Source organism: Pseudomonas sp. TKO26, assembly GCF_003225665.1.
Classification (GTDB): Bacteria; Pseudomonadota; Gammaproteobacteria; order Pseudomonadales; family Pseudomonadaceae; genus Aquipseudomonas; species Aquipseudomonas saponiphila.
This window is the reverse complement of the sequence record NZ_QKLN01000001.1, coordinates 354189-376388: the sequence shown is the minus strand read 5'-3', so window position 1 is coordinate 376388 and position 22200 is coordinate 354189. Positions and strand designations below refer to the sequence as shown.

The window sequence follows — 22200 nt, the reverse complement described above, 5'->3', positions numbered from 1 at the left end:
CTGCTCGGCCTCTCCGACAGACACCTCAGGCCGCCTCCACAGTCACCGGCACCCCATTCAACGCCGCATTCCCGGACAACGCATCGAGCTGACGCTCATCGGTCAGGTCATTGGCGCTGCATCCAGGCTGCTCCATGGCAATGCTCATCTGCACACCAGGACGCCTGTGCCCCCAGCCATGGGGCAGACTTACCACGCCCGGCATCATCTCGCTGCTGGCCAGCACTTCCACCTCCACCGCGCCCACCCGGGACCTGACTCGCACCCGCTGGCCATCACTCAGGCCTCGCTGGGCCAGATCATCGGGATTCATCAATAACTGATGGCGAGGCTTGCCCTTCACCAGGCGGTGATAGTTATGCATCCAGGAGTTATTGCTGCGCACATGACGACGCCCAATCAGCAACAACTCGCCCAAAGATGGCGCACTCAGCGCGGCAAAGCGCTGCAGATCGGCCATGATCGGCGCCGGTGCGGCCTGGATCCGCCGATTCTCGGTTTTCAAGCGAGCCGCCAGGTTCGGCTGCAGCGCCCCAAGATCAATACCATGGGGGTGCTGGTCCAGCGTCGCCAGGGACAGCTTGAGCGGCGAGGCATCGCCGTAAGGCCCGGCGCGCAAGCCCATGTCGATCATCTGTGCGGGTGCCAGGGTCGGCTTCAACGGGCTGGCGGTCTGCGCGGCAAATGCCTTGGCCAGGCCGACGAAGATCTCCCAGTCATGCAGCGCCCCTTCAGGCTTGGGCAGAATCGCTCGATTGAAGCGACTGACATTGCGCACCGCGAACAGATTGAAAGTGGTGTCGTAGTGATCATTCTCCAGAGCCGAGGTGGACGGTAGGATCAGGTCGGCATAACGGGTGGTTTCATTGATATACAGATCGATGCTCAGCATGAACTCCAGCCCGTCCAGGGCCTGCTCCAGCTGCCGGCCATTGGGCGTAGACAACACCGGATTGCCGGCCACGGTGATCAAGGCCCGCACCTGACCTTCACCCTCGGTGAGCATCTCTTCGGCCAGGGCCGATACCGGCAGCTCGCCGCCGTACTCCGGAAGCCCGGAAACCCGACTCTGCCAGACATTGAAATGACCGCCCGAAGTCGCCGCCACCAGGTCCACCGCCGGCTGGGTACATAAGGCACCACCGACCCGGTCCAGGTTGCCGGTGACCAGATTGAGCAACTGCAGCAACCAGTGGCACAGCGTGCCGAAGGCCTGGGTCGACACCCCCATGCGCCCGTAACAGACCGCCTTGTCCGCCGAGGCGAAATCCCGCGCCAGCTGACGAATCTGCGCAGCCGGAATGGCGCACAACGGGCTCATGGCTTCGGCAGTGAACCGCGAAATCGCCTGGCGCACCTCGGCCAGCCCATCCACCGGCAAATGGCTGTCGCGGGTCAGCCCCGCGTCGAAAATGCTGTTGAGCAGACCGAACAGCAGCGCCACATCGCCCCCCGGCCGGATAAACAGGTGCTGATCGGCCATCGCTGCGGTTTCACTGCGCCGGGGATCGACCACCACCACTTTGCCGCCACGGGCCTGAATGGCCTTGAGGCGCTTCTCCACATCCGGCACGGTCATGATGCTGCCGTTGGATGCCAGGGGATTGCCGCCCAGGATCAGCATGAAATCGGTGTGATCGATATCCGGAATCGGCAACAGCAGGCCGTGGCCGTACATCAGGTAACTGGTCAGGTGCTGGGGCAACTGATCGACCGATGTGGCCGAGAAGCGATTGCGGGTCTTGAGCTGGCCGAGAAAGTAATTGCTGTGGGTCATCAGCCCATAGTTGTGCACGCTGGGATTGCCCTGGTAGGTCGCCACGGCGTTGTTGCCATGGCGCTGCTGGATGCTCGCCAGCCGCTCGGCCACCAGGGCAAAGGCCTCGTCCCACTCGATGGGCTGCCATTGGTTGCCCACACGACGCACCGGCTGGCGCAGGCGATCGGGATCATTCTGGATATCCTGCAGGGCCACGGCCTTGGGACAGACATGGCCACGGCTGAAACTGTCCAGGGGGTCGCCCTTGATCGAGCTAATGCGTGGAACGCTGCCCGGCTCTTCGGTGATTTCCAGGGTCAGGCCGCAGATGGCTTCGCACAGGTGGCAGGCACGGTGATGGAGAGTCTTGGTCATGGCCAGTCTCTTTTGTTTGAAGGCGCCCCGCACAGGGCCGCAGGAAGCCAAAACTATGGCGGCTGGCCTCGGCCGACACCAGCGACGTTCGCCCCATGAATTCAGGACCATCAGCCTGGGCCATGATCAGGGCCGTCAGTTCGGCGGCAAGCGCGGCGGCCCATCCATGGAGATTTGCGGGGGGACGTCCATGGGGCCCTGTTCGGCATGGACACCCGACAACTCGGCCAGCAGTCGCCAATGCTCATCCAGCCCGGCACTGAGGGTCATCATCCGATCGATCATCTTGCGCGCGGCTGCGCGGGTCAGCGGATCCTCGCTGCGCAGCAGCTCGAAAGAAAAGGCCGTCACCGAGGCGGTCATATCCGTAAGCGCCCGGGCCGTGAGCCCCAACAGCGTCATCAGTTGTTGCTCCCTGGATTCCATCGCACACCTGTCCTTGCCGCAGATTCGCCTTTATAAACTCAGCACTTTGCATTAGGAAATGTTTCAAGTTGCCAAGCCGCGGATTCCCCCCGCAGCGAACCTCGGCCCACAGGTCAGAAAACGACCGCAGCCGCACAGCCGGCGCCACACTCGATTGCCAAGCCGCGCCGGGGCAGTGTACAAATGCCCGGCTGCTGTCTGAAAACCGGTCTCAAAAGCGCCAGCGCAATCGCGTCCTGGCCTCTCTGAATGCCCATGAACGCCGTAGCACTATTGGTAAGACGCGACATTTAATTATAAGATCGCGCCTTCCCCTATTTCGTCGCCCCGTGCGGCTTTCGCCGCAGGTCCAGCCCGTTGTTCGATTAAACAAGGCTTTGAGAATCTGCGGTCCGTTGCAAAAAAGGTAGTTAATGATGAGCGCAAGGCACTTTCTCTCCCTGATGGATTGCACGCCCGAAGAGCTGGTCAGTGTGATTCGTCGAGGCATCGAGCTGAAGGACCTGCGTAACCGCGGCGTACTCTTCGAGCCTTTGAAAAATCGTGTACTCGGCATGATTTTCGAGAAGTCGTCGACCCGTACCCGACTGTCTTTCGAAGCCGGCATGATCCAGCTGGGCGGCCAGGCCATCTTCCTTTCGCCACGGGACACTCAGCTGGGTCGCGGCGAACCGATCGGCGACTGCGCCATCGTCATGTCGCGCATGCTCGACGCGGTGATGATCCGCACCTTTGCCCACAGCACCCTGACCGAGTTCGCGGCCAATTCCCGGGTGCCGGTGATCAACGGCCTGTCCGACGACCTGCACCCCTGCCAATTGCTGGCGGACATGCAGACCTTCCTCGAACACCGCGGTTCGATCCAGGGCAAGACCGTGGCCTGGATCGGTGACGGCAACAACATGTGCAACAGCTATATAGAAGCGGCCATCCAGTTCGACTTCCAGCTGCGCATCGCCTGTCCTGAAGGCTACGAGCCCAACGCAGAATTTATCGCCAAGGCCGGCGATCGCGTGACCATCGTCCGCGATCCTCGCGAGGCCGTGATCGGCGCCCATCTGGTGAGCACCGACGTCTGGACCTCCATGGGCCAGGAAGAAGAAACCGCCAAGCGTCTTCAGCTGTTTGCCCCCTTCCAGGTCAGCCGCGCGCTGCTCGACCTGGCCGCCCCGGACGTAGTGTTCATGCACTGCCTGCCCGCCCACCGTGGCGAGGAAATCAGCCTCGACCTACTGGACGACCCTCGCTCAGTGGCTTGGGACCAGGCGGAAAACCGTCTGCACGCGCAAAAGGCCCTGCTCGAGTTCCTTGTCGAGCCGGCGTACCACCACGCATGAGCCAGCCATTACTGCTGAACCTGCGCAACCTGGCTTGCGGCTACCAGGACCAACGCGTGGTGCAGGACCTCAATCTGCACCTCAACGCCGGGGACATCGGCTGCCTGCTGGGCTCATCAGGATGTGGCAAGACCACCACCCTGCGCGCCATTGCCGGGTTCGAGCCGGTGCACGCAGGCGAGATCCAACTGGCTGGCGAAACCATATCCAGCGCAGGTTTCACCCTGGCCCCGGAGAAACGCCGGATCGGCATGGTGTTTCAGGACTATGCCCTGTTCCCGCACCTGAGCGTGGCGGACAACATTGCTTTCGGCATTCGCAAGCACCCGCAGAGAGAACGAGTGATCACCGAACTGCTGGAGCTGGTCAACCTGAAGAACCTCGGCCAGCGCTTTCCCCACGAACTGTCCGGCGGCCAGCAGCAGCGAGTCGCGCTGGCTCGCGCCCTGGCGCCAGAGCCGCAATTGCTGCTGCTGGACGAGCCCTTCTCCAACCTGGACGGCGAACTGCGGCGCAAGCTCAGCCACGAGGTGCGCGACATCCTCAAGGCCCGCGGCACCAGCGCGATCCTGGTCACCCACGATCAGGAAGAAGCCTTCGCCGTGAGCGATCAGGTCGGGGTATTCAAGGAAGGTCGCCTGGAGCAGTGGGACACCCCCTACAACCTCTATCACGAACCACAGACGCCCTTTGTCGCCAGCTTCATTGGCCAGGGCTACTTCATTCGCGGCCAGCTGAACACGCCGGAATCGGTGCAGACCGAACTGGGTGTACTGCAGGGTAACCGGGCCTATACCTGGCCGACAGGTGGCGCGGTGGACGTCCTGCTGCGCCCGGACGACATCGTCCACGCGCCGGACAGCGACTTGAAAGCCCGGGTGGTCGGCAAGACCTTCCTCGGCGCCTCGACCCTGTATCGCCTGCAATTGCCTACCGGCAGCCAACTGGAATCGATCTTCCCCAGTCACGCCGACCATCAGGTCGGAGCGGATGTCGGCATTCGAGTCGCGGCGGAACACCTGGTGCTGTTCCAGGCCTCAGGCAGCACGGCGGCGCAGATGCCCCATAGCGACTCCGGGGTACGGCGCTACAGCAGCGCTCACTGAGCCGCCTGCGTCGGCAAGCCAGCGCCTACAACAGCACACTGTAGGCGCCGGCTTGCCGGCGAAACCACCACCGCGCAGTCATTCCAGGTGCAAATGCCCGCTGGCAATCAGCCGTGCATGGCCACCGATCTTCACCCGTTCTCCCTCCAAGCGACAGAACAACGCCCCACCTCGCGCCGAACACTGATACGCGCTCAACTGCTGTTTATCCAATTGCTGCGCCCAGTAAGGCGTCAGGCAGCAATGGGTCGAGCCGGTCACCGGATCCTCGTCGATGCCGATGGCCGGAGCAAAATACCGCGAGACAAAGTCATGCCGCTCGCCCCGCGCGGTGACAATCACCCCCGGCCAGGGCAACTTGGCCAGTGCCGCCAGATCAGGCCGACAATCACGGACCGCCTGCTCCGACTCCAGCACCGCCAACAGCTCATTGGCACCCTGCAGATCGACGACCCTGGCGCCGAGTATCTGCGCCACCTGCTCCGCATCGGCCTGGCGACGAGGGCTGCGCAGAGGGAAGTCCAGCCACAACAGGCCACCCTCACGGGTAACGCTCAAGGGCCCCGAGCGGCTGAGAAACTCAAGGCGCTGCCCTGGCTCGCCATACACCTCGAACAGCACGTAAGCACTGGCCAGAGTCGCATGCCCGCACAGGGGCACCTCGGTGGCGGGGGTGAACCAGCGAATCCGCCAGCCTTGGGTTTCGCGCACCACAAACGCGGTTTCCGCCAGATTGTGCTCGGCGGCGATCTGCTGCATCAGTGCGTCGTCAAGCCATGCATCAAGCCGGTAGACCATGGCCGGGTTGCCGGCAAAGGGTTGATCACTGAATGCATCGATCTGTTGAAACTCAAGCTGCATAGCTCTTCTCCTTGATCCGTCGGCGGCCAGCATGGCCTGCGTGACCGGGAGCGCGACAGACACAGACGAGAAGATTTTCCGGCATACAGCAGCGGCCTGTTCAACCGCCGCCCGGGCTCAAGGGCGACCGATGTCGGCAAACCTGGCCTGGGTATGCTCGGCCAGCACCGCTGCCGACAGCTCCACTTCCAGTCCGCGACGACCGGCACTGACAAAAATACTGGCCAAAGGCTGAGCACTGCTGTCGATGAAGGTCCGCAGACGCTTCTTCTGCCCCAACGGGCTGATCCCCCCCAAGAGGTAGCCGGTGGCACGCTGGGCAGCGGCCGGATCGGCCATTTCGGCTTTTTTCACCCCGGCCGCGTGGGCCAGGGCCTTCAAGTCGAGGCTACCGGCGACCGGCACCACGGCCACCAGCAATTCGCCCTTCTCGCTGCTGGCCAGCAGCGTCTTGAACACTTGCGCCGGGTCGAGACTGAGCTTCTCCGCCGCCTCCAGACCATAGGAAGCTGCCTTGGGATCATGTTCGTAACTGTGAATGCGATGTTCGGCGCGAACTTTTTTTAGCAGATCCAATGCAGGGGTCATGGCAGCTCCAAGGGGGACGAAAAGGCAAAACCGAGCGCGCGGATTTTAGGCCATTAATCGACAAAAGGCTCTATTCCAGGCCTCGATCAGCACTGGCCACGGACACCAGGGCAGCACCACCTGTCACTCCCGGGACTGCAGCCCCGGATCATTCATTTGATTGATATCTATAAAATGACCAGCCGTTCACTTTCGACCTTTGACAGCGGTGTTTCTTGTCTATATTTTTTCGTTTCTGAATATCATGCGGTAGATACAAGGCTGTACCCAGCAGCAAGACGAAGCCGGAATGGGGATTCCGTCTTCGTTGGAAGTCGCGCTCCATGCCTTTTGCAGCAGCGCCAGACAACAACAAAAATCGAGGTTCACATGACAACTGCTCTGCAACAACCGTCGCTATCGGGCCAATGCATCGCCGAGTTTCTGGGTACTGCACTGCTGATCTTCTTCGGCACCGGCTGTGTCGCCGCGCTCAAGGTCGCGGGGGCCAGCTTTGGCCTGTGGGAAATCAGCATCATCTGGGGGGTCGGCGTGAGCATGGCGATCTACCTGACCGCCGGAGTTTCCGGCGCCCACCTGAACCCGGCCGTAAGCATCGCCCTGTGCCTGTTCGCCGATTTTGAAAAACGCAAACTGCCGTTCTACATCCTGGCCCAGGTCGCGGGCGCCTTCTGCGCGGCGCTGTTGGTTTACACGCTGTACAGCAACCTGTTCTTCGATTTCGAACAAGCTCACCAGATGATCCGTGGTTCCCAGGCCAGCCTGGAACTGGCCTCGGTCTTCTCCACCTTCCCCAACCCGGCGCTGTCCACGGCCCAGGCGTTCCTGGTGGAAGTGGTGATCACCGCGATTCTCATGGGCGTGATCATGTCCTTGACCGATGACAACAATGGCCTGCCTCGCGGCGCCATGGCGCCTCTGCTGATCGGCCTGCTGATTGCCGTGATCGGCAGTTCCATGGGCCCGCTGACCGGCTTTGCGATGAACCCGGCGCGGGACTTCGGACCTAAACTGATGACGTTCGTCACTGGCTGGGGTGAAATTTCCTTCACCGGCGGCCGTGATATTCCGTATTTCCTGGTACCGATCTTCGCGCCGATCCTGGGTGCCTGCCTCGGTGCAGCGGCCTATCGCGGATTGATCGCGCGCCACCTGCCTAATGCGGCGCCAGCCCCTGAGGCCGAACAGGCCGCCGAAGGCAAGATCAAAGTTTCCTGAATCCAGCGGCGCGTGATCCTGCCCGAATCGATCCCGCGCCAGTTCTCTCTCCCTTATTTCGTCCAAGGCAATCGACATGACCGACATTCAGAATAAGAACTACATCATTGCCCTCGATCAGGGTACGACCAGCTCCCGGGCGATCATTTTCGACCGCGACGCCAACGTGGTGTGCACCGCCCAGCGCGAGTTCGCCCAACACTATCCGCAAGCCGGCTGGGTCGAACATGACCCCATGGAAATCTTCGCCACCCAGAGCGCGGTGATGGTCGAGGCCCTGGCACAAGCCGGCCTGCATCACGACCAGGTAGCCGCCATCGGCATCACCAACCAGCGGGAAACCACCGTGGTCTGGGACAAGACCACCGGCCGCCCGATCTACAACGCCATCGTCTGGCAATGCCGGCGCAGCACCGAAATCTGCCAGCAGCTCAAGCGCGACGGCCTGGAAGACTACATTCGCGAAACCACCGGTCTGGTCACCGACCCCTATTTCTCCGGCACCAAGCTCAAGTGGATCCTCGACAACGTCGAAGGCAGCCGCGAGCGCGCCCGCAGCGGCGAGCTGCTGTTCGGCACCATCGACAGTTGGCTGATCTGGAAATTCACCGGTGGCAAGACCCACGTCACCGACTACACCAACGCCTCGCGCACCATGCTCTTCAACATCCACACCCTGGAGTGGGACGCGAAGATGCTGGAGGTGCTGGACATCCCGCGGGAAATGCTTCCAGAAGTGAAGTCCTCGTCGGAAATCTACGGCCGGACCAAGAGCGGCATCGCCATTGGCGGCATCGCCGGCGACCAGCAAGCGGCGCTGTTCGGCCAGATGTGCGTCGAGCCGGGCCAGGCCAAGAACACCTACGGCACCGGCTGCTTCCTGCTGATGAACACCGGCGACAAGGCGGTCAAATCCCAGCACGGCATGCTCACCACCATCGCTTGCGGCCCACGGGGCGAAGTGGCCTACGCCCTGGAAGGCGCTGTGTTCAACGGTGGCTCCACCGTGCAGTGGCTGCGTGACGAGCTGAAGATCATCAACGACGCCCACGACACCGAATACTTCGCCAACAAGGTCAAGGACAGCAATGGCGTGTACCTGGTGCCGGCCTTCACCGGCCTCGGCGCGCCCTACTGGGACCCCTATGCCCGTGGCGCATTGTTCGGCCTGACCCGTGGCGTGCGCGTGGACCACATCATCCGCGCCGCCCTGGAATCCATCGCCTACCAGACCCGCGACGTGCTTGACGCCATGCAGCAGGATTCCGGCGAACGCCTCAAAGCCCTGCGCGTGGACGGCGGCGCCGTGGCCAACAACTTCCTCATGCAGTTCCAGGCCGACATCCTCGGCACCCAGGTTGAGCGCCCGCAAATGCGCGAAACCACGGCCCTGGGCGCCGCCTACCTGGCCGGCCTGGCCTGCGGTTTCTGGGGCAGCCTGGAAGAACTGCGGGGCAAGGCGGTGATCGAGCGCGAGTTCGAACCACAACTGGGCGAAGCGGAAAAAGAAGGCCTGTACGCAGGCTGGAAGAAGGCAGTCAGCCGCACCCGCGACTGGGAACCTCACGAAGAGGCCAAATAAGCCAAGCCGTGGATAGGTAACCGCTTGTAACTGGTAGGGAGGGGATTCCTGCGGCATCATGGGCAAATTTTGCACGGCAGCCCAAAGGAAGCCCCATGAATCTGCCTCCCCGTCAGCAGCAAATCCTCGATCTGGTCCGCGAACGCGGCTACGTCAGCATCGAGGAATTGGCCCAGCTGTTCGTTGTGACACCGCAAACCATCCGCCGCGATATCAACCAACTGGCGGAAGCCAATCTGCTGCGTCGCTACCACGGCGGCGCGGCCTATGACTCCAGCGTAGAAAACACCGCCTACGCCATGCGCGCCGACCAGATGCGCGACGAAAAGCAGCGCATCGGCGAAGCCGTTGCCGCGCAGATCCCCGATCACGCCTCGCTGTTCATCAACATCGGCACCACCACCGAATCCATCGCCCGTGCCCTGCTCAACCACAGCCACCTGAAGATCATCACCAACAACCTGCACGTGGCCTCGATGCTCAGTGCCAAGGATGATTTCGACGTGCTGCTCACCGGCGGCAATGTGCGCCGTGACGGCGGCGTGGTAGGCCAGGCCAGCGTCGACTTCATCAACCAGTTCAAGGTCGACTTCGCCCTGGTGGGCATCAGCGGCATCGACGAGGACGGCAGCCTGCTGGACTTCGACTACCAGGAAGTGCGGGTGTCCCAGGCGATCATCGCCAATGCCCGGCAAGTGATCCTGGCCGCCGACTCCAGCAAGTTCGGGCGCAACGCCATGATCCGCCTCGGCCCCATCAGCCTGATCGATTGCCTGGTCACCGATCAGCAACCGGTCCCGGCCCTGAGCCAACTGCTCAACCAGCACAAGATCCGCCTCGAAGTGGTCTGAGCTCCCCTCCCGCAAGGCGAAGCAGGCCGGATTCCAGCGCCGGCCCATGGCGCGGCGCTACAGCCCCCCCCTGCCCCGCGCACCTGCCTGGTGCGCTCCAAGCCTTCGGGCGTGCTGCAACCGCGGCATCAATCGCCTGACAATGTTCGAAAACCATCTTCCAAAGCCGCTTCGATCAGTTTTTTCAATCGAAACACGCTGGATGCAGGGTTCTTTATGCGCTAGTATTTTCGAAAATGAACATTAATGTTCGAATTCAAATACCAAAGCAACACGAGGCCCGTCGATGCCCACTTCTACCTTGCCCGCGCGCCCTCTCTCCGAGGTTTACGATATCGCCGTCATCGGCGGTGGGATCAATGGTGTTGGAATTGCCGCGGATGCGGCAGGTCGCGGCTTGTCCGTGTTCCTTTGCGAAAAGGACGATCTGGCCAGCCACACGTCGTCGGCCAGCAGCAAGCTGATCCACGGCGGCCTGCGCTACCTCGAACATTACGAATTCCGCCTGGTACGCGAAGCCCTGGCCGAACGCGAAGTACTGCTGGCCAAGGCGCCACATATCGTCAAACCCATGCGTTTTGTCCTGCCGCACCGGCCACACCTGCGCCCGGCGTGGATGATTCGCGCCGGCCTGTTCCTGTATGACCACCTGGGCAAGCGGGAAAAACTCGCCGGTTCGCGCAGCCTGAAGTTCGGTGCCGACAGCGCGCTGAAGGCCGAGATCAGCAAAGGCTTCGAATACTCCGACTGCTGGGTCGACGATGCCCGCCTGGTAGTGCTCAACGCCATGGCCGCCCGCGAACACGGCGCCCACGTGCATACCCAGACCCGTTGCGTCAGCGCCCGGCGCAGCAAGGGCCTGTGGCAACTGGAACTGGAACGGGCCGACGGCAGCCTGTTCTCCATCACCGCCAAGGCCCTGGTGAACGCGGCCGGTCCCTGGGTCGCCAAGTTCATCAAGGATGACCTGAAGCTGGAATCGCCTTACGGCATCCGCCTGATCCAGGGCAGCCACCTGATCGTGCCCCGGCTGTACGAGGGCGAGCACGCGCACATCCTGCAGAACGAGGACCAGCGCATTGTCTTCACCATTCCCTACCTCGATCAGTTCACCCTGATCGGCACCACCGACCGGGAATACACCGGCGACCCGGCCAAGGTCGCAATCACCGAAGGCGAAACCGACTACCTGCTGCAGGTGGTCAACGCGCACTTCAAGAAGCAGCTGAGCCGCAGCGATATCCTGCACAGCTACTCCGGTGTTCGCCCGCTATGCAATGACGAATCCGACAACCCTTCGGCGGTGACTCGCGACTACACCCTGGCCCTTTCCGGCACTGGCGAGGAAGCTCCGCTGCTCTCGGTGTTCGGCGGCAAGCTGACCACCTACCGCAAGCTGGCAGAATCGGCCATGGCGCAACTGGCTCCCTACTTCAAGCAGGCCAAGCCGAGCTGGACCGCTCAGGCCACCCTGCCCGGCGGCGAGCAGATGAGCACGCCGCAAGCCCTGGCGGAAGCCATCCGCAAGAAATTCGACTGGGTGCCCAGCCAGATCGCCCGCCGCTGGGCCACCACCTATGGCAGCCGCACCTGGCGCCTGCTGGAAGGCGTGCACAACCTCAATGACCTGGGTGAACACCTGGGGGGCGGCCTGTACACCCGCGAAGTGGATTATCTGTGCGCCGAGGAATGGGCGCTCAAGGCCGAGGATATTCTCTGGCGCCGGAGCAAGCTGGGCTTGTTCACCACCGCTGCCGAACAACAGCAGTTGCGGGATTATCTGCAAAAGGTCGAGGACAATCGCGGCAAGATCAAGGCAGCCTGAACGCCACGGATCAAGCCAAGCCCCTGCGCCGGAAGGCCCAGGGGCTTTTTTGTGCCCCACCCTGGCCAGCCGCTCGCGTCGGCCGGCGCCGACCGCAGAGTACCGCGTTCGGTTTTCCGAATGGCCAGCCGAAAGGGATTCGGATAACCGGATGGAAGCGCGGAAATTTATACCAGAAAAATATTTAATATCCTTGTAAATCAAAGACTTGATCATGATCAATGGGTCTGGCACGACTCATGCTCTACACTGTGCGACGAATGCCTGTCGCGCCAACACTTCAGGAGCCGTCAAGGCATTCGCTGTATATAAGAGCCGTCGAACTGGCTTCATAAAAAAAACAAATGTCGAGGAAATATTGATGCGCATCGTTCCCCATCTGTTGGGCGCAGCTATCGCTGCCGCTCTGATTAGCACTCCAGTTTTCGCTGCCGAGCTCACCGGCACACTGAAGAAAATCAAAGAATCCGGCACCATCACCCTCGGACATCGCGACGCTTCCATCCCGTTTTCCTACATCGCTGACGCTTCCGGCGTGCCAGTGGGCTACTCCCACGACATCCAGCTGAAAATCGTCGAAGCGATCAAGAAAGACCTCGACATGCCTGACCTGAAGGTCAAGTACAACCTGGTGACCTCCCAGACCCGTATCCCGCTGGTGCAGAACGGCACCGTGGACGTCGAGTGCGGCTCCACCACCAACAACGTCGAGCGCCAGCAACAGGTCGACTTCTCGGTCGGCATCTTTGAAATCGGTACCCGTCTGCTGTCCAAAAAGGACTCGACCTACAAGGACTTCCCTGACCTGAAAGGCAAGAACGTGGTGACCACCGCCGGTACCACTTCCGAGCGCATTCTCAAGGCCATGAACGCCGACAAGCAGATGGGCATGAACGTGATCTCCGCCAAGGACCACGGTGAGTCGTTCCAGATGCTGGAATCGGGCCGCGCCGTTGCCTTCATGATGGACGACGCGTTGCTGGCCGGTGAGATGGCCAAGGCCAAGAAGCCTGCCGACTGGGCCGTGACCGGTACTCCACAGTCCTACGAAATCTACGGCTGCATGGTGCGCAAGGGCGATGCCCCGTTCAAGAAAGCCGTGGATGACGCCATCGTCGCCACCTACAAATCGGGCGAGATCAACAAGATCTACGACAAATGGTTCCAATCGCCGATCCCACCAAAAGGCCTGAACCTGATGTTCCCGATGAGCGACGAGCTCAAGGCCCTGATCGCCAACCCGACCGACAAAGCGGCTGACGATAAAAAGTCCTGATTCCTGACTAACCTTATCTCCCGAAGGGGCGCCGCCCCTTCGGGAGTCTGTCACTACCTGCTGGCATTTTTTTGGAAACACTCGAACCGGTGGTTGTCGAGCCGATCGCGTGTGCCTGGCCGTCCTGGCCGGGTGGGAACGGACGTCCCCAGGCGGGTGCTTGTACATCGAACGATCTGAGGGGTAACCCTAATGAATTACAACTGGGACTGGGGCGTGTTCTTCAAGTCCACCGGCGTGGGCAGTGAGACCTATCTCGACTGGTTCATCAGCGGCCTGGGCTGGACCATCGCCATCGCCGTGGTGGCCTGGATCATCGCGCTGCTGCTGGGGTCGATCCTGGGCGTCATGCGCACCGTGCCAAATCGCCTGGTGTCGGGCATCGCCACCGTCTACGTGGAGATCTTCCGTAACGTGCCGCTGCTGGTGCAGCTGTTCATCTGGTACTTCCTGGTGCCCGATCTGCTGCCGGCCAACCTTCAGGAGTGGTACAAGCAGGACCTCAACCCGACCACCTCGGCCTACCTGAGCGTTGTCGTGTGCCTGGGCCTGTTCACCGCCGCCCGGGTCTGCGAACAGGTCCGTACCGGCATCCAGGCGCTGCCCCGCGGCCAGGAGTCCGCCGCTCGCGCCATGGGCTTCTCGCTGCCGCAGATCTACTGGAACGTGCTGCTGCCCCAGGCCTACCGGATCATCATTCCGCCGCTCACCTCGGAATTCCTCAACGTCTTCAAGAACTCCTCCGTGGCGTCCCTGATCGGCCTGATGGAACTGCTGGCCCAGACCAAGCAGACCGCCGAGTTCTCGGCCAACCTGTTCGAAGCCTTCACCCTGGCTACCTTGATCTACTTCACCCTGAACATGAGCCTGATGCTGCTGATGCGCCTGGTGGAGAAGAAAGTTTCGGTCCCCGGCCTGATCTCCGTGGGAGGTAAATAATGGAATTCGACTTCTCGGGCATCGTCCCGGCCATTCCCGGTCTGTGGAACGGCATGCTGATGACCCTCAAGCTGATGGTCATGGGCGTGGTCGGCGGGATCATCCTCGGCACCTTGCTGGCCCTGATGCGCTTGTCCCACAACAAGCTGCTGTCGAACCTGGCAGGCGCCTACGTCAACTACTTCCGCTCGATCCCGCTGCTGCTGGTGATCACCTGGTTCTACCTGGCAGTGCCTTTCGTGCTGCGCTGGATCACTGGCGAAGACACCCCGATCGGCGCATTCACCTCGTGCATCGTGGCCTTCATGATGTTCGAAGCGGCGTACTTCTGCGAAATCGTCCGCGCCGGCGTGCAGTCCATTCCCAAGGGCCAGATGGGCGCCGCCCAGGCACTGGGCATGAGCTATGGCCAGACCATGCGCCTGATCATCCTGCCCCAGGCGTTCCGCAAGATGACCCCTTTGCTGCTGCAGCAGAGCATCATCCTGTTCCAGGACACCTCCCTGGTGTACACCGTGGGCCTGGTGGACTTCCTCAACGCCTCGCGTTCCAGCGGCGACATCATCGGCCGCTCCAATGAATTCCTGATCGTTGCCGGTCTGGTCTATTTCACAATCAGCTTTGCCGCCTCGCTGCTGGTCAAGCGTCTGCAAAAAAGGTTCGCCGTATGATCTCTATCAAGAACATCAACAAGTGGTATGGGGACTTCCAGGTGCTGACCGATTGCAGCACCGAGGTCAAGAAGGGTGAAGTGGTGGTGGTCTGCGGGCCGTCCGGCTCGGGCAAGTCGACCCTGATCAAGTGCGTCAATGCCCTGGAACCCTTCCAAAAGGGCGACATCGTGGTGGACGGCACCTCCATCGCCGACCCGAAGACCAACCTGCCGAAGCTGCGTTCTCGGGTGGGCATGGTGTTCCAGCACTTCGAACTGTTCCCGCACCTGACCATCACCGAAAACCTGACCATCGCGCAGATCAAGGTCCTGGGTCGCAGCAAGGAAGAGGCCACCAAGAAAGGCCTGCAACTGCTGGACCGCGTCGGCCTCGCCGCCCATGCCCACAAGCACCCGGGCCAGCTGTCCGGCGGCCAGCAACAGCGCGTGGCCATCGCCCGCGCCCTGGCCATGGATCCGATCGTCATGCTGTTCGACGAGCCGACCTCGGCCCTGGACCCGGAAATGGTCAATGAAGTACTGGACGTCATGGTGCAACTGGCCCAGGAAGGCATGACCATGATGTGCGTGACCCACGAAATGGGCTTTGCCCGCAAAGTGGCCAACCGCGTGATCTTCATGGACAAGGGCCAGATCATCGAAGACTGCCAGAAAGAGGAATTCTTCGGCGACATCAGCGCCCGCTCCGAACGTGCCCAGCACTTCCTCGAGAAGATCCTGCAGCACTAAACCGCTAGCGCTGTGCTTACCCTTGTGGCGAGGGAGCTTGCTCCCGCTGGGTCGCGCAGCGACCCCAAAACCGCCCCATGCGTGCTACCCGAGACACGCATGGGCGGTCCGCGACTGCTTCGCAGCCGAGCGGGAGCAAGCTCCCTCGCCACGCTGGTTGACCCAAGGCATCTGTGATGAAATGCGACCCCACTCTCTATCGCGCCGCGCCGCCATCACTTGCCGTGAAACCCCGTCTGATCCGCCAGCTGTTCCTGCCGCCCCTGGTCATCCTGCTGATGATCGGCCTGGGCTACATCGGCTTCTGGGTCAGCGAACACAACGGTATCCGCACCCTCGGCGAAAATGGCGAACGCCAGCTGGAGCTGCACGCCCGCGCCGTAGAAAGCGAGATCAGCAAATACACCTATCTGCCCAGCCTGCTGGAACTGGAATCCAGTGTCTCGCGCTTGCTGGACGACCCCTCGCCGGAACACCGGCAGACCGTCAATCAATACCTCGAAGGCCTGAACCGCCGCAGTCGCAGCCGGGCCATCTATGTCCTGGACACCACCGGCCGGGTACTGGCCACCAGCAACTGGCGCGACGTCGACAGCTACCTGGGTGAGGACCTGTCGTTTCGCGCCTACTTCCAGAACGCCGTGCGTGGCCAACCCGGACGCTTCTACGGCATCGGCAGCACCAACGGCGAACCCGGCTACTACCTGGCCCACGGCCTGGAAGAGCACGGCAAGATCATTGGCGTGGCGGTGGTCAAGGTGCGCCTGGAAGCCCTGGAAGAACGCTGGCAGCGCGCCCGTCTGGAGGCCTTCGTCAGCGACGAGAACGGCATCATCATCCTCTCCAGCGACCCGGCGCGTCGCCTCAAGTCGGTCCGCCCCTTGAGCGACGACACCAAGGAGCGCCTGGCCCGCAGCCTGCAGTACTACTGGTTTCCACTCAATGAACTCGAACCCCTGGCCCGGGAGCGCCTGGCCGAAGGCGTGGAGAAACTGACCTTCCCCGCCAACACCGAGCTCGAATCCGACGGCAAGGCCATCAGCTACCTGTCCCAGACCCGTCCCCTGAGCGACACGCCGTGGAATTTCACCCTGCTCACGCCCCTGCAGGACCTGCGCCGCGAAGCCATCAACCAGGGCATCTTGGTGGCCGTGGCGTTTGCCCTGGTGGCCTTCTTGCTGATCGCCTGGAACGAGCGACGCAAGGTCATCGCCACCCGCCTGGCAGCCCGTGAAGCCCTGCAGGAAGCCAACAGCCAGCTGGAACGGCGGATCGCCGAACGCACCGCCGACCTGCGGGCCAGCAACGAGCGGCTCAAGGGCCAGATCCGCGAACGCCGCCAGGCCGAGGAAACCCTGCGCCGGGCCCAGGACGAGCTGGTCCAGGCCGGCAAGCTGGCGGCCATCGGCCAGATGTCCACCAGCATTGCCCACGAACTCAACCAGCCCCTGGCGGCGCTGCGCCCCCTGTCCGGCAACACCGTGCGTTTCCTCGACCGCGGCGCCCTGGACCCCGCCAGCGCCACCCTCAAGACCATCAACGAACTGATCGACCGCATGGGCCGCATCACCGCCAGCCTGCGCTCCTTCGCCCGCCGCGGCGACGACCTGGGCCAGGCCAGCCTGGACAAGGCGGTGGACGCCGCCCTGCAGATTCTCAACGCCCGCATCGAACCCCTGCCCCTGCAACTGCACCGCGACTTCAGTGAACAGACCCTGCAGATCGACCAGACCCGCCTGGAGCAGATCCTGATCAACCTGATCGGCAATGCCCTGGACGCCATGCAGGCGCAGCCGGCGCCGGAACTGTGGCTGGAAGGCGAACCCGGCGACGGCAAATACCGCCTGCGGGTGCGCGACAACGGCCACGGCATCGATCTTGAGGCGCGCAAGCACCTGTTCGAACCCTTCTTCACCACCAAACCCGGCGAGCAGGGCCTGGGCCTGGGCCTGACCCTGTCCGCCAGCCTGGCCGCCGCCACCGGCGGCAGCCTGGGGGTGGAGCACCCGGCAAGCGGCGGCACCGCCTTTGTCCTCTGCTTGCCACTGGCAAGCCCCACTCAAGCCGAGTCGATATGAACAACGAGCTGACCGTGCTGATCGTCGAAGACGACCCCCATGTCCTGCTGGGTTGCCAGCAGGCCCTGGCCCTGGAAGACATCCCCTGCATTGGCGTGGGCAGCGCCGAGGAGGCCCTGGCCCAGGTTGGCGACAACTTCCCCGGCATCGTGGTCAGTGACATCCGCCTGCCGGGCATCGACGGCCTGGAACTGCTGAGCCGCCTCAAAGAGCGCGATCGCAGCCTGCCGGTGGTGCTGATCACCGGCCACGGCGATATCTCCATGGCCGTCGGCGCGATGCAGAAAGGCGCCTACGACTTCATGGAAAAACCCTTCTCCCCCGAGCGCCTGGTGGACGTGGCCCGCCGTGCCCTGGAACAACGGGGCCTGGCCCGGGAAGTGACTTCGCTACGCCGCCAACTGGCCGAGCGCAATTCCCTGGAAGGCCGGATCATCGGTCGCTCGCCGGCCATGCAGAACCTGCGGGAGCTGATCGCCAACGTCGCCGATACCTCGGCCAACGTGCTGATCGAAGGCGAAACCGGCACCGGCAAAGAGCTGGTCGCCCGCTGCCTGCATGACTTCAGCCGCCGCCATTCGCAACAGTTCGTCGCCCTGAACTGCGGCGGCTTGCCGGAGAACCTGTTCGAAAGTGAAATCTTTGGCCACGAGGCCAACGCCTTCACCGGGGCCGGCAAGCGGCGCATCGGCAAGATCGAGCACGCCCACCAGGGCACCTTGTTCCTCGATGAAGTGGAAAGCATGCCGATCAACCTGCAGATCAAGCTGCTGCGGGTGTTGCAGGAGCGGACCCTAGAACGCCTGGGTTCGAACCAGAGCGTGGCCGTGGATTGTCGGGTGATCGCCGCCACCAAGTCGGACCTGGACGAGCTGAGCCGGGCCAAGGCCTTTCGCAGCGACCTGTACTACCGCCTCAACGTGGTGACCCTGGAACTGCCGCCCCTGCGCGAGCGCCGCGAGGACATCCTGCAACTGTTCGAACACTTCCTGCAGCAGTCATCCCTGCGTTTCGACCGGGCTGTGCCGGAACTGGACAACCAGACCCTGTCGAGCCTGATGAGCCACGACTGGCCGGGCAACGTGCGCGAACTGCGCAACGTCGCCGAGCGCTTCGCCCTGGGCCTGCCGGCGTTCAAGAAGAGCGGCGCCAGCCCGGCCCAGGGCCTGGGTTTTGCCGAGGCGGTGGAAGCCTTCGAACGCAACCTGCTCAACGATGCCTTGCAGCGCAGCGGCGGCAACCTGACCCAGGCCAGCCAGGAGCTGGGCATGGCCAAGACCACCCTGTTCGACAAGGTCAAGAAATACGGCCTGAGCCATTAACCCAAGGCGCGAGTATCCATGGATCTATTGTTGAAGGCCGCCCTGGGCGCGGCGGTGGTGGTGATTCTGGCGGCCCTGGCCAAGACCCGGAACTACTACATCGCCGGCCTTGTGCCGCTGTTCCCGACCTTTGCCCTGATCGCCCACTACATCGTCGGCAAGGGCCGCTCGCTCGACGACCTGAAGACCACCATCCTGTTCGGCATGTGGTCGATCATTCCCTACTTCGTCTACCTGGCGACCCTGTATGTGATGGTCGACCGCCTGCGCCTGGAAGCCTCCCTGGCGGTGGCGGCCGTGGCCTGGCTGATCGCCGCGACGATCCTGGTCAGCGTCTGGGTGCGCCTCCACGCCTGAGGCCCCGCCCTTTCTGTAGGAGCGAGCTTGCTCGCGAAGCCGGCGCCGCAGCCTGTCGCCGGCCACCCTGGCCCAACCCTTGCATTTACCCGCTAAAGCCCGTCCAGCCTGCGTTTGCGCGTTATCACGCAGTTTCTGGAGGGCGCTGCCATGGGTAAAGAACACCTTGAATATCTTAGATCTCGACCACAGCCTGACCGCCCAGGAGCCGATCATGCGGCGCCTGAACAGCGGCCAGGCGCGACGCCTTGACCTGCTGGACCTGGGCCCCAAGCTGCGCCTCTGGTCCACCGAACGCACCTACCGCCATTTTCGCGAGCGCCTGGGCCAACGTCCCCGGCACAGCGGCCCACAGCCGGAAATCTTCTTCGTCGGCTCCGGTGACTATCACCACCTGACCCCGGCCTTTCTGTACGACCTCAAAGAGCCGGTGAGCCTGATCCACTTCGACAACCACCCCGACTGGGTACGCTTCGCCCCGCGCCGGCACTGCGGCTCCTGGGTCAACCGGGCGCTGCAGTTGCCGAACATCCAGCGCATCATCACCCTCGGCCCGTGCAGCGAAGACCTGCACAACCCGCAACTGCGCGGCGGCAACCTCGGCGCCCTGAAGCACGGCAAACTGCAGCTGTTTCCCTGGCAACACGCGCCGTCCAAGGTCTGGGGCCGGGTCGGCGACGGCGCCGGGCATCAGCAGCAGGAAAACCACCTGCACTGGCGCAACCTGGCGGACCTGGACTGGGCCAGCTTCCTTTCGCAGATGATCGACAGCCTGCCCACCGAAGCGGTGTGGATCACCATCGACAAGGACGTGCTGGCCAGCGAAGACGCCGCCACCAACTGGGACCAGGGCGGCATGCGCCTGACCCACCTGCTGCAGGCACTGCGCGAACTGGCGGCGCGCAAGCGCATCCTGGGCATCGACGTCTGTGGCGAGTTCGCCCAGCCGGCCTTCAGCAACGCCTTCAAACGCTGGGAAGCCAAGTCCGACCAGCCCCCGGCCGAGCGCTGGAGCCAGGACGACCTGCTGCGCAACTCAGTAACCAATGAAGCCCTGATTACGCTGTTCGAGGAGCTGTTCCCGTGACCCTGACCGTTGTTCTACTGGTGGCCTTTTCGATCCTCCTGGACGTGATTGGCCAACTCTGTTTCAAGCTCGGCCTCGACCGCCTGCCGGAGCTGGAAGGCGGCTTTCGCCTGAATGCCTTCTGGGGCCAGGTGTTCAACGCGCCCCTGCTGTGGTGCGGCATCGGCGCCTACGCCATCGAGTTCTTCGTCTGGCTCGAAGCCCTGTCCCGGGCGCCCCTGAGCCTGTTGTTCCCGGCGGCGGCCCTGGCCTATTGCGGCGTGGTACTGGCGGGCAAGGTGGTGCTGGGCGAGATCGTCAGCCGCCGACGCTGGCTCGGCACCCTGGTGATCACCGCCGGGGTGATGCTGGTGTGCGTGGCCAGTACCTGAGCCTCATTCAACGAATAGAAGGAAACGCTTCATGAGTTCGAACACCTCCCACGGCTGGCTGCACGAGCGTCTGGGCACCATCGTGCTCTGGGCCCTGCTGATCGGCTTCGAGAGCGCCGGGCAGATCGCCACCAAGGTCGGCGGCGACCAGTTGGGGCAGATGGACTTCAACCTGCAATGGCTGGCAGCGGTTGCGGTCAATCCCGGCGTGTTGATGGCAATTGCCTGCTACATCGGCGCTTTTTTCGTTTGGATGCTGATCCTGCGCCGCAGCAGCCTGTCCCTGGCCTTCCCCTTGAGCTCCCTGGTGTTCGTGGTGGTCCTGCTGGGGTCGTGGCTGGGCCTGGGTGAGCAGATCAGCCTGCTGCACTGGATCGGCGTCTTCGTGATCATCGGCGGGATTGCCCTGCTGGCGGAGGGTGAAGAGGCCTGAGGGCCCCTTCGCTGGCGAGCCAGCTCCTACGGTGGGGGATTGGCGTGACGTCCTTGCCGGCGAAAGGCAGTCTTGCGGTCAGGCTTTGCGGTGGGATAGCAGGAAGCCCAGGCCGTGGGACAGCGGAATCACTTTTACCCCCGCCGCCCGCTGCTGCTCGCGAATCTCGCGGTGGAAGGCCTTGACCTTGGTCCAGTGCATCTTCGGCCGGTAGTGATGCTCGGCGTGGTAGCCGTTGTTCATCCAGATCAGGTTGTACAGCGGGCTGTAGGAACTCACGCCCCAGGCAATCGGCAGGTCGGGATTGCCCCCCAGGTGCTCGTAGTAGCCATTGAGGGACGACAGCGATTGTCCCAGGTACCAGAACGGCAGCAGCACCAGCACCGCGTGCCAGTCATACAGCGCCAGGGCCAGGTAGAAGGCCACGGTGACGCCGATTTCCACCTTCACCCAGCGCGCATCGTCAGGCCGCTTGCGCTGCATTTCCTGGTAGATCTCCTTGGGATCGTCGCGAAAGAAGCTCAGGAAGGTGTAGGCCCAGGGGTTGTCCGGCTGGCCATTCTTGCCGTGCAGGTAGATCGACAGCGGATCCACGGTCTTGCCCTGGGCATCGGGACGATCGGAGTTGCCACGGTGGTGGCGGTTGTGGATGTCGCGGTACAGGGTCTGGGAAAAACCGATGGTCACCGACAACAGCAGATCGAAGGCGCGGTTCATCCACCCCGGGGTGAAGTAGGCGTTATGGATCTGATTGTGGGAAATGCTATTGATGCTCCACGACAGGCTGACCGCATACAGCAGCGCCGCCGGGAGAATGCCCCACCAGGACAGGGCGTGAAAGTCCAGCACCAGCCACAGGACAAAAGCGAAATGCGCCAGGGCCATGACAATCGGGATCAGGTCCCAGAGGGAATGGGCAAGCAGACGGTAGGCGGGTCGAGCCATGAAGAACTTCCTGAGAAATTGAATTCATGACCGCCTTTGCAAAGGCCAGACCAGTTTTCACC

At 62.6% G+C, this 22200-nt stretch carries 21 protein-coding genes; 16 read left to right on the top strand and 5 right to left on the bottom strand.

Features of this window, described 5'->3' with window-relative positions; all coding sequences use genetic code 11:
* Positions 1 to 25 precede the first annotated feature (25 nt).
* Positions 26 to 2134 carry a molybdopterin oxidoreductase family protein gene (locus DNK59_RS01845; RefSeq protein WP_110722100.1) on the bottom strand — a complete coding sequence of 703 codons (2109 nt, stop codon included), beginning with the start codon at positions 2132 to 2134 and terminating at the stop codon, positions 26 to 28.
* A 135-nt stretch (positions 2135 to 2269) separates the two neighbouring features.
* On the bottom strand, positions 2270 to 2560 hold the full coding sequence (locus DNK59_RS01840; RefSeq protein WP_110722099.1) for a hypothetical protein: 291 nt from the start codon (positions 2558 to 2560) through the stop codon (positions 2270 to 2272).
* 416 nt (positions 2561 to 2976) lie between these two features.
* Here DNK59_RS01840 and argF point away from each other — a divergent pair, with 416 nt between their 5' ends.
* Together argF and DNK59_RS01830 are read left to right on the top strand one after the other, a co-directional pair.
* A complete protein-coding gene (gene argF / locus DNK59_RS01835) occupies positions 2977 to 3897 on the top strand; it encodes an ornithine carbamoyltransferase (protein ID WP_110722098.1) in 921 nt (306 codons plus the stop codon).
* Positions 3894 to 5003 carry an ABC transporter ATP-binding protein gene (locus DNK59_RS01830; protein ID WP_110722097.1) on the top strand — a complete coding sequence of 370 codons (1110 nt, stop codon included), beginning with the start codon at positions 3894 to 3896 and terminating at the stop codon, positions 5001 to 5003. The genes argF and DNK59_RS01830 overlap by 4 nt, the downstream gene beginning before the upstream one ends.
* 78 nt (positions 5004 to 5081) lie before the next feature.
* Here the strand turns inward: DNK59_RS01830 and DNK59_RS01825 are convergent, their stop codons facing one another.
* Together DNK59_RS01825 and ybaK are read right to left on the bottom strand one after the other, a co-directional pair.
* Positions 5082 to 5864, bottom strand: coding sequence for a PhzF family phenazine biosynthesis protein (locus DNK59_RS01825; RefSeq protein ID WP_092310995.1), 783 nt, complete (start codon positions 5862 to 5864; stop codon positions 5082 to 5084).
* A gap of 117 nt (positions 5865 to 5981) precedes the next feature.
* Positions 5982 to 6452: a Cys-tRNA(Pro) deacylase gene (ybaK, locus tag DNK59_RS01820; protein WP_110722096.1), complete on the bottom strand. Its 471-nt coding sequence runs from the start codon at positions 6450 to 6452 to the stop codon at positions 5982 to 5984.
* Positions 6453 to 6821: 369 nt separating this feature from the next.
* Between ybaK and DNK59_RS01815 the strand changes: the two genes are divergently transcribed.
* The 14 genes from DNK59_RS01815 (at position 6822) to DNK59_RS01750 (ending at position 21193) form a co-directional block, all read left to right on the top strand.
* On the top strand, positions 6822 to 7670 hold the full coding sequence (locus DNK59_RS01815) for an MIP/aquaporin family protein (RefSeq protein ID WP_110722095.1): 849 nt from the start codon (positions 6822 to 6824) through the stop codon (positions 7668 to 7670).
* Between the two features lie 76 nt (positions 7671 to 7746).
* Positions 7747 to 9252, top strand: a complete 1506-nt coding sequence (gene glpK, locus DNK59_RS01810) for a glycerol kinase GlpK (RefSeq protein WP_092310989.1) — start codon at positions 7747 to 7749, stop codon at positions 9250 to 9252.
* A gap of 95 nt (positions 9253 to 9347) precedes the next feature.
* A complete protein-coding gene (locus DNK59_RS01805; protein WP_092310986.1) occupies positions 9348 to 10103 on the top strand; it encodes a DeoR/GlpR family transcriptional regulator in 756 nt (251 codons plus the stop codon).
* Between the two features lie 286 nt (positions 10104 to 10389).
* A complete protein-coding gene (gene glpD, locus DNK59_RS01800) occupies positions 10390 to 11928 on the top strand; it encodes a glycerol-3-phosphate dehydrogenase (RefSeq protein WP_110722094.1) in 1539 nt (512 codons plus the stop codon).
* Between the two features lie 361 nt (positions 11929 to 12289).
* Entirely contained in the window at positions 12290 to 13204 is a 915-nt protein-coding gene (locus tag DNK59_RS01795; RefSeq protein WP_110722093.1) for a glutamate/aspartate ABC transporter substrate-binding protein, read from the top strand.
* Between the two features lie 192 nt (positions 13205 to 13396).
* Entirely contained in the window at positions 13397 to 14143 is a 747-nt protein-coding gene (locus tag DNK59_RS01790) for an amino acid ABC transporter permease (protein WP_092310977.1), read from the top strand.
* Entirely contained in the window at positions 14143 to 14814 is a 672-nt protein-coding gene (locus DNK59_RS01785; protein WP_110722092.1) for an amino acid ABC transporter permease, read from the top strand. The genes DNK59_RS01790 and DNK59_RS01785 overlap by 1 nt, the downstream gene beginning before the upstream one ends.
* Complete coding sequence (locus tag DNK59_RS01780) at positions 14811 to 15545, top strand: amino acid ABC transporter ATP-binding protein (RefSeq protein WP_016964662.1); 735 nt, start codon at positions 14811 to 14813, stop codon at positions 15543 to 15545. The genes DNK59_RS01785 and DNK59_RS01780 overlap by 4 nt, the downstream gene beginning before the upstream one ends.
* A gap of 176 nt (positions 15546 to 15721) precedes the next feature.
* Entirely contained in the window at positions 15722 to 17623 is a 1902-nt protein-coding gene (locus DNK59_RS01775; RefSeq protein WP_110722091.1) for a sensor histidine kinase, read from the top strand.
* The gene (locus DNK59_RS01770) at positions 17620 to 18945 is read left to right on the top strand and encodes a sigma-54 dependent transcriptional regulator (protein ID WP_110722090.1); all 1326 of its coding nucleotides are present in this window, start codon (positions 17620 to 17622) and stop codon (positions 18943 to 18945) included. Before DNK59_RS01775 ends, DNK59_RS01770 begins: the two co-directional genes overlap by 4 nt.
* Before the next feature lie 27 nt (positions 18946 to 18972).
* A complete protein-coding gene (locus DNK59_RS01765) occupies positions 18973 to 19302 on the top strand; it encodes a GlpM family protein (protein WP_169892259.1) in 330 nt (109 codons plus the stop codon).
* Positions 19303 to 19468: 166 nt separating this feature from the next.
* Complete coding sequence (locus DNK59_RS01760) at positions 19469 to 20389, top strand: arginase (RefSeq protein WP_110722089.1); 921 nt, start codon at positions 19469 to 19471, stop codon at positions 20387 to 20389.
* Positions 20386 to 20760 carry a transporter gene (locus tag DNK59_RS01755; RefSeq protein ID WP_110722088.1) on the top strand — a complete coding sequence of 125 codons (375 nt, stop codon included), beginning with the start codon at positions 20386 to 20388 and terminating at the stop codon, positions 20758 to 20760. Before DNK59_RS01760 ends, DNK59_RS01755 begins: the two co-directional genes overlap by 4 nt.
* A 31-nt stretch (positions 20761 to 20791) precedes the next feature.
* Positions 20792 to 21193, top strand: a complete 402-nt coding sequence (locus DNK59_RS01750; protein ID WP_047288912.1) for an EamA family transporter — start codon at positions 20792 to 20794, stop codon at positions 21191 to 21193.
* 78 nt (positions 21194 to 21271) lie between these two features.
* On the opposite strand, the gene DNK59_RS01745 is transcribed toward DNK59_RS01750, so the two are convergent.
* Positions 21272 to 22138 carry a fatty acid desaturase gene (locus DNK59_RS01745; RefSeq protein ID WP_110722087.1) on the bottom strand — a complete coding sequence of 289 codons (867 nt, stop codon included), beginning with the start codon at positions 22136 to 22138 and terminating at the stop codon, positions 21272 to 21274.
* Between the last annotated feature and the right edge of the window lie 62 nt (positions 22139 to 22200).

Excerpts from the sequence above, each read along its gene's own strand:
- DNK59_RS01845 (WP_110722100.1), bottom strand. The coding sequence starts at position 2,134 with ATGACCAAGACTCTCCATCACCGTGCCTGCCACCTGTGCGAAGCCATC.
- DNK59_RS01840 (WP_110722099.1), bottom strand. The coding sequence starts at position 2,560 with ATGGAATCCAGGGAGCAACAACTGATGACGCTGTTGGGGCTCACGGCC.
- argF (WP_110722098.1), top strand. The coding sequence starts at position 2,977 with ATGAGCGCAAGGCACTTTCTCTCCCTGATGGATTGCACGCCCGAAGAG.
- DNK59_RS01830 (WP_110722097.1), top strand. The coding sequence starts at position 3,894 with ATGAGCCAGCCATTACTGCTGAACCTGCGCAACCTGGCTTGCGGCTAC.
- DNK59_RS01825 (WP_092310995.1), bottom strand. The coding sequence starts at position 5,864 with ATGCAGCTTGAGTTTCAACAGATCGATGCATTCAGTGATCAACCCTTT.
- ybaK (WP_110722096.1), bottom strand. The coding sequence starts at position 6,452 with ATGACCCCTGCATTGGATCTGCTAAAAAAAGTTCGCGCCGAACATCGC.
- DNK59_RS01815 (WP_110722095.1), top strand. The coding sequence starts at position 6,822 with ATGACAACTGCTCTGCAACAACCGTCGCTATCGGGCCAATGCATCGCC.
- glpK (WP_092310989.1), top strand. The coding sequence starts at position 7,747 with ATGACCGACATTCAGAATAAGAACTACATCATTGCCCTCGATCAGGGT.
- DNK59_RS01805 (WP_092310986.1), top strand. The coding sequence starts at position 9,348 with ATGAATCTGCCTCCCCGTCAGCAGCAAATCCTCGATCTGGTCCGCGAA.
- glpD (WP_110722094.1), top strand. The coding sequence starts at position 10,390 with ATGCCCACTTCTACCTTGCCCGCGCGCCCTCTCTCCGAGGTTTACGAT.
- DNK59_RS01795 (WP_110722093.1), top strand. The coding sequence starts at position 12,290 with ATGCGCATCGTTCCCCATCTGTTGGGCGCAGCTATCGCTGCCGCTCTG.
- DNK59_RS01790 (WP_092310977.1), top strand. The coding sequence starts at position 13,397 with ATGAATTACAACTGGGACTGGGGCGTGTTCTTCAAGTCCACCGGCGTG.
- DNK59_RS01785 (WP_110722092.1), top strand. The coding sequence starts at position 14,143 with ATGGAATTCGACTTCTCGGGCATCGTCCCGGCCATTCCCGGTCTGTGG.
- DNK59_RS01780 (WP_016964662.1), top strand. The coding sequence starts at position 14,811 with ATGATCTCTATCAAGAACATCAACAAGTGGTATGGGGACTTCCAGGTG.
- DNK59_RS01775 (WP_110722091.1), top strand. The coding sequence starts at position 15,722 with ATGAAATGCGACCCCACTCTCTATCGCGCCGCGCCGCCATCACTTGCC.
- DNK59_RS01770 (WP_110722090.1), top strand. The coding sequence starts at position 17,620 with ATGAACAACGAGCTGACCGTGCTGATCGTCGAAGACGACCCCCATGTC.
- DNK59_RS01750 (WP_047288912.1), top strand. The coding sequence starts at position 20,792 with ATGAGTTCGAACACCTCCCACGGCTGGCTGCACGAGCGTCTGGGCACC.
- DNK59_RS01745 (WP_110722087.1), bottom strand. The coding sequence starts at position 22,138 with ATGGCTCGACCCGCCTACCGTCTGCTTGCCCATTCCCTCTGGGACCTG.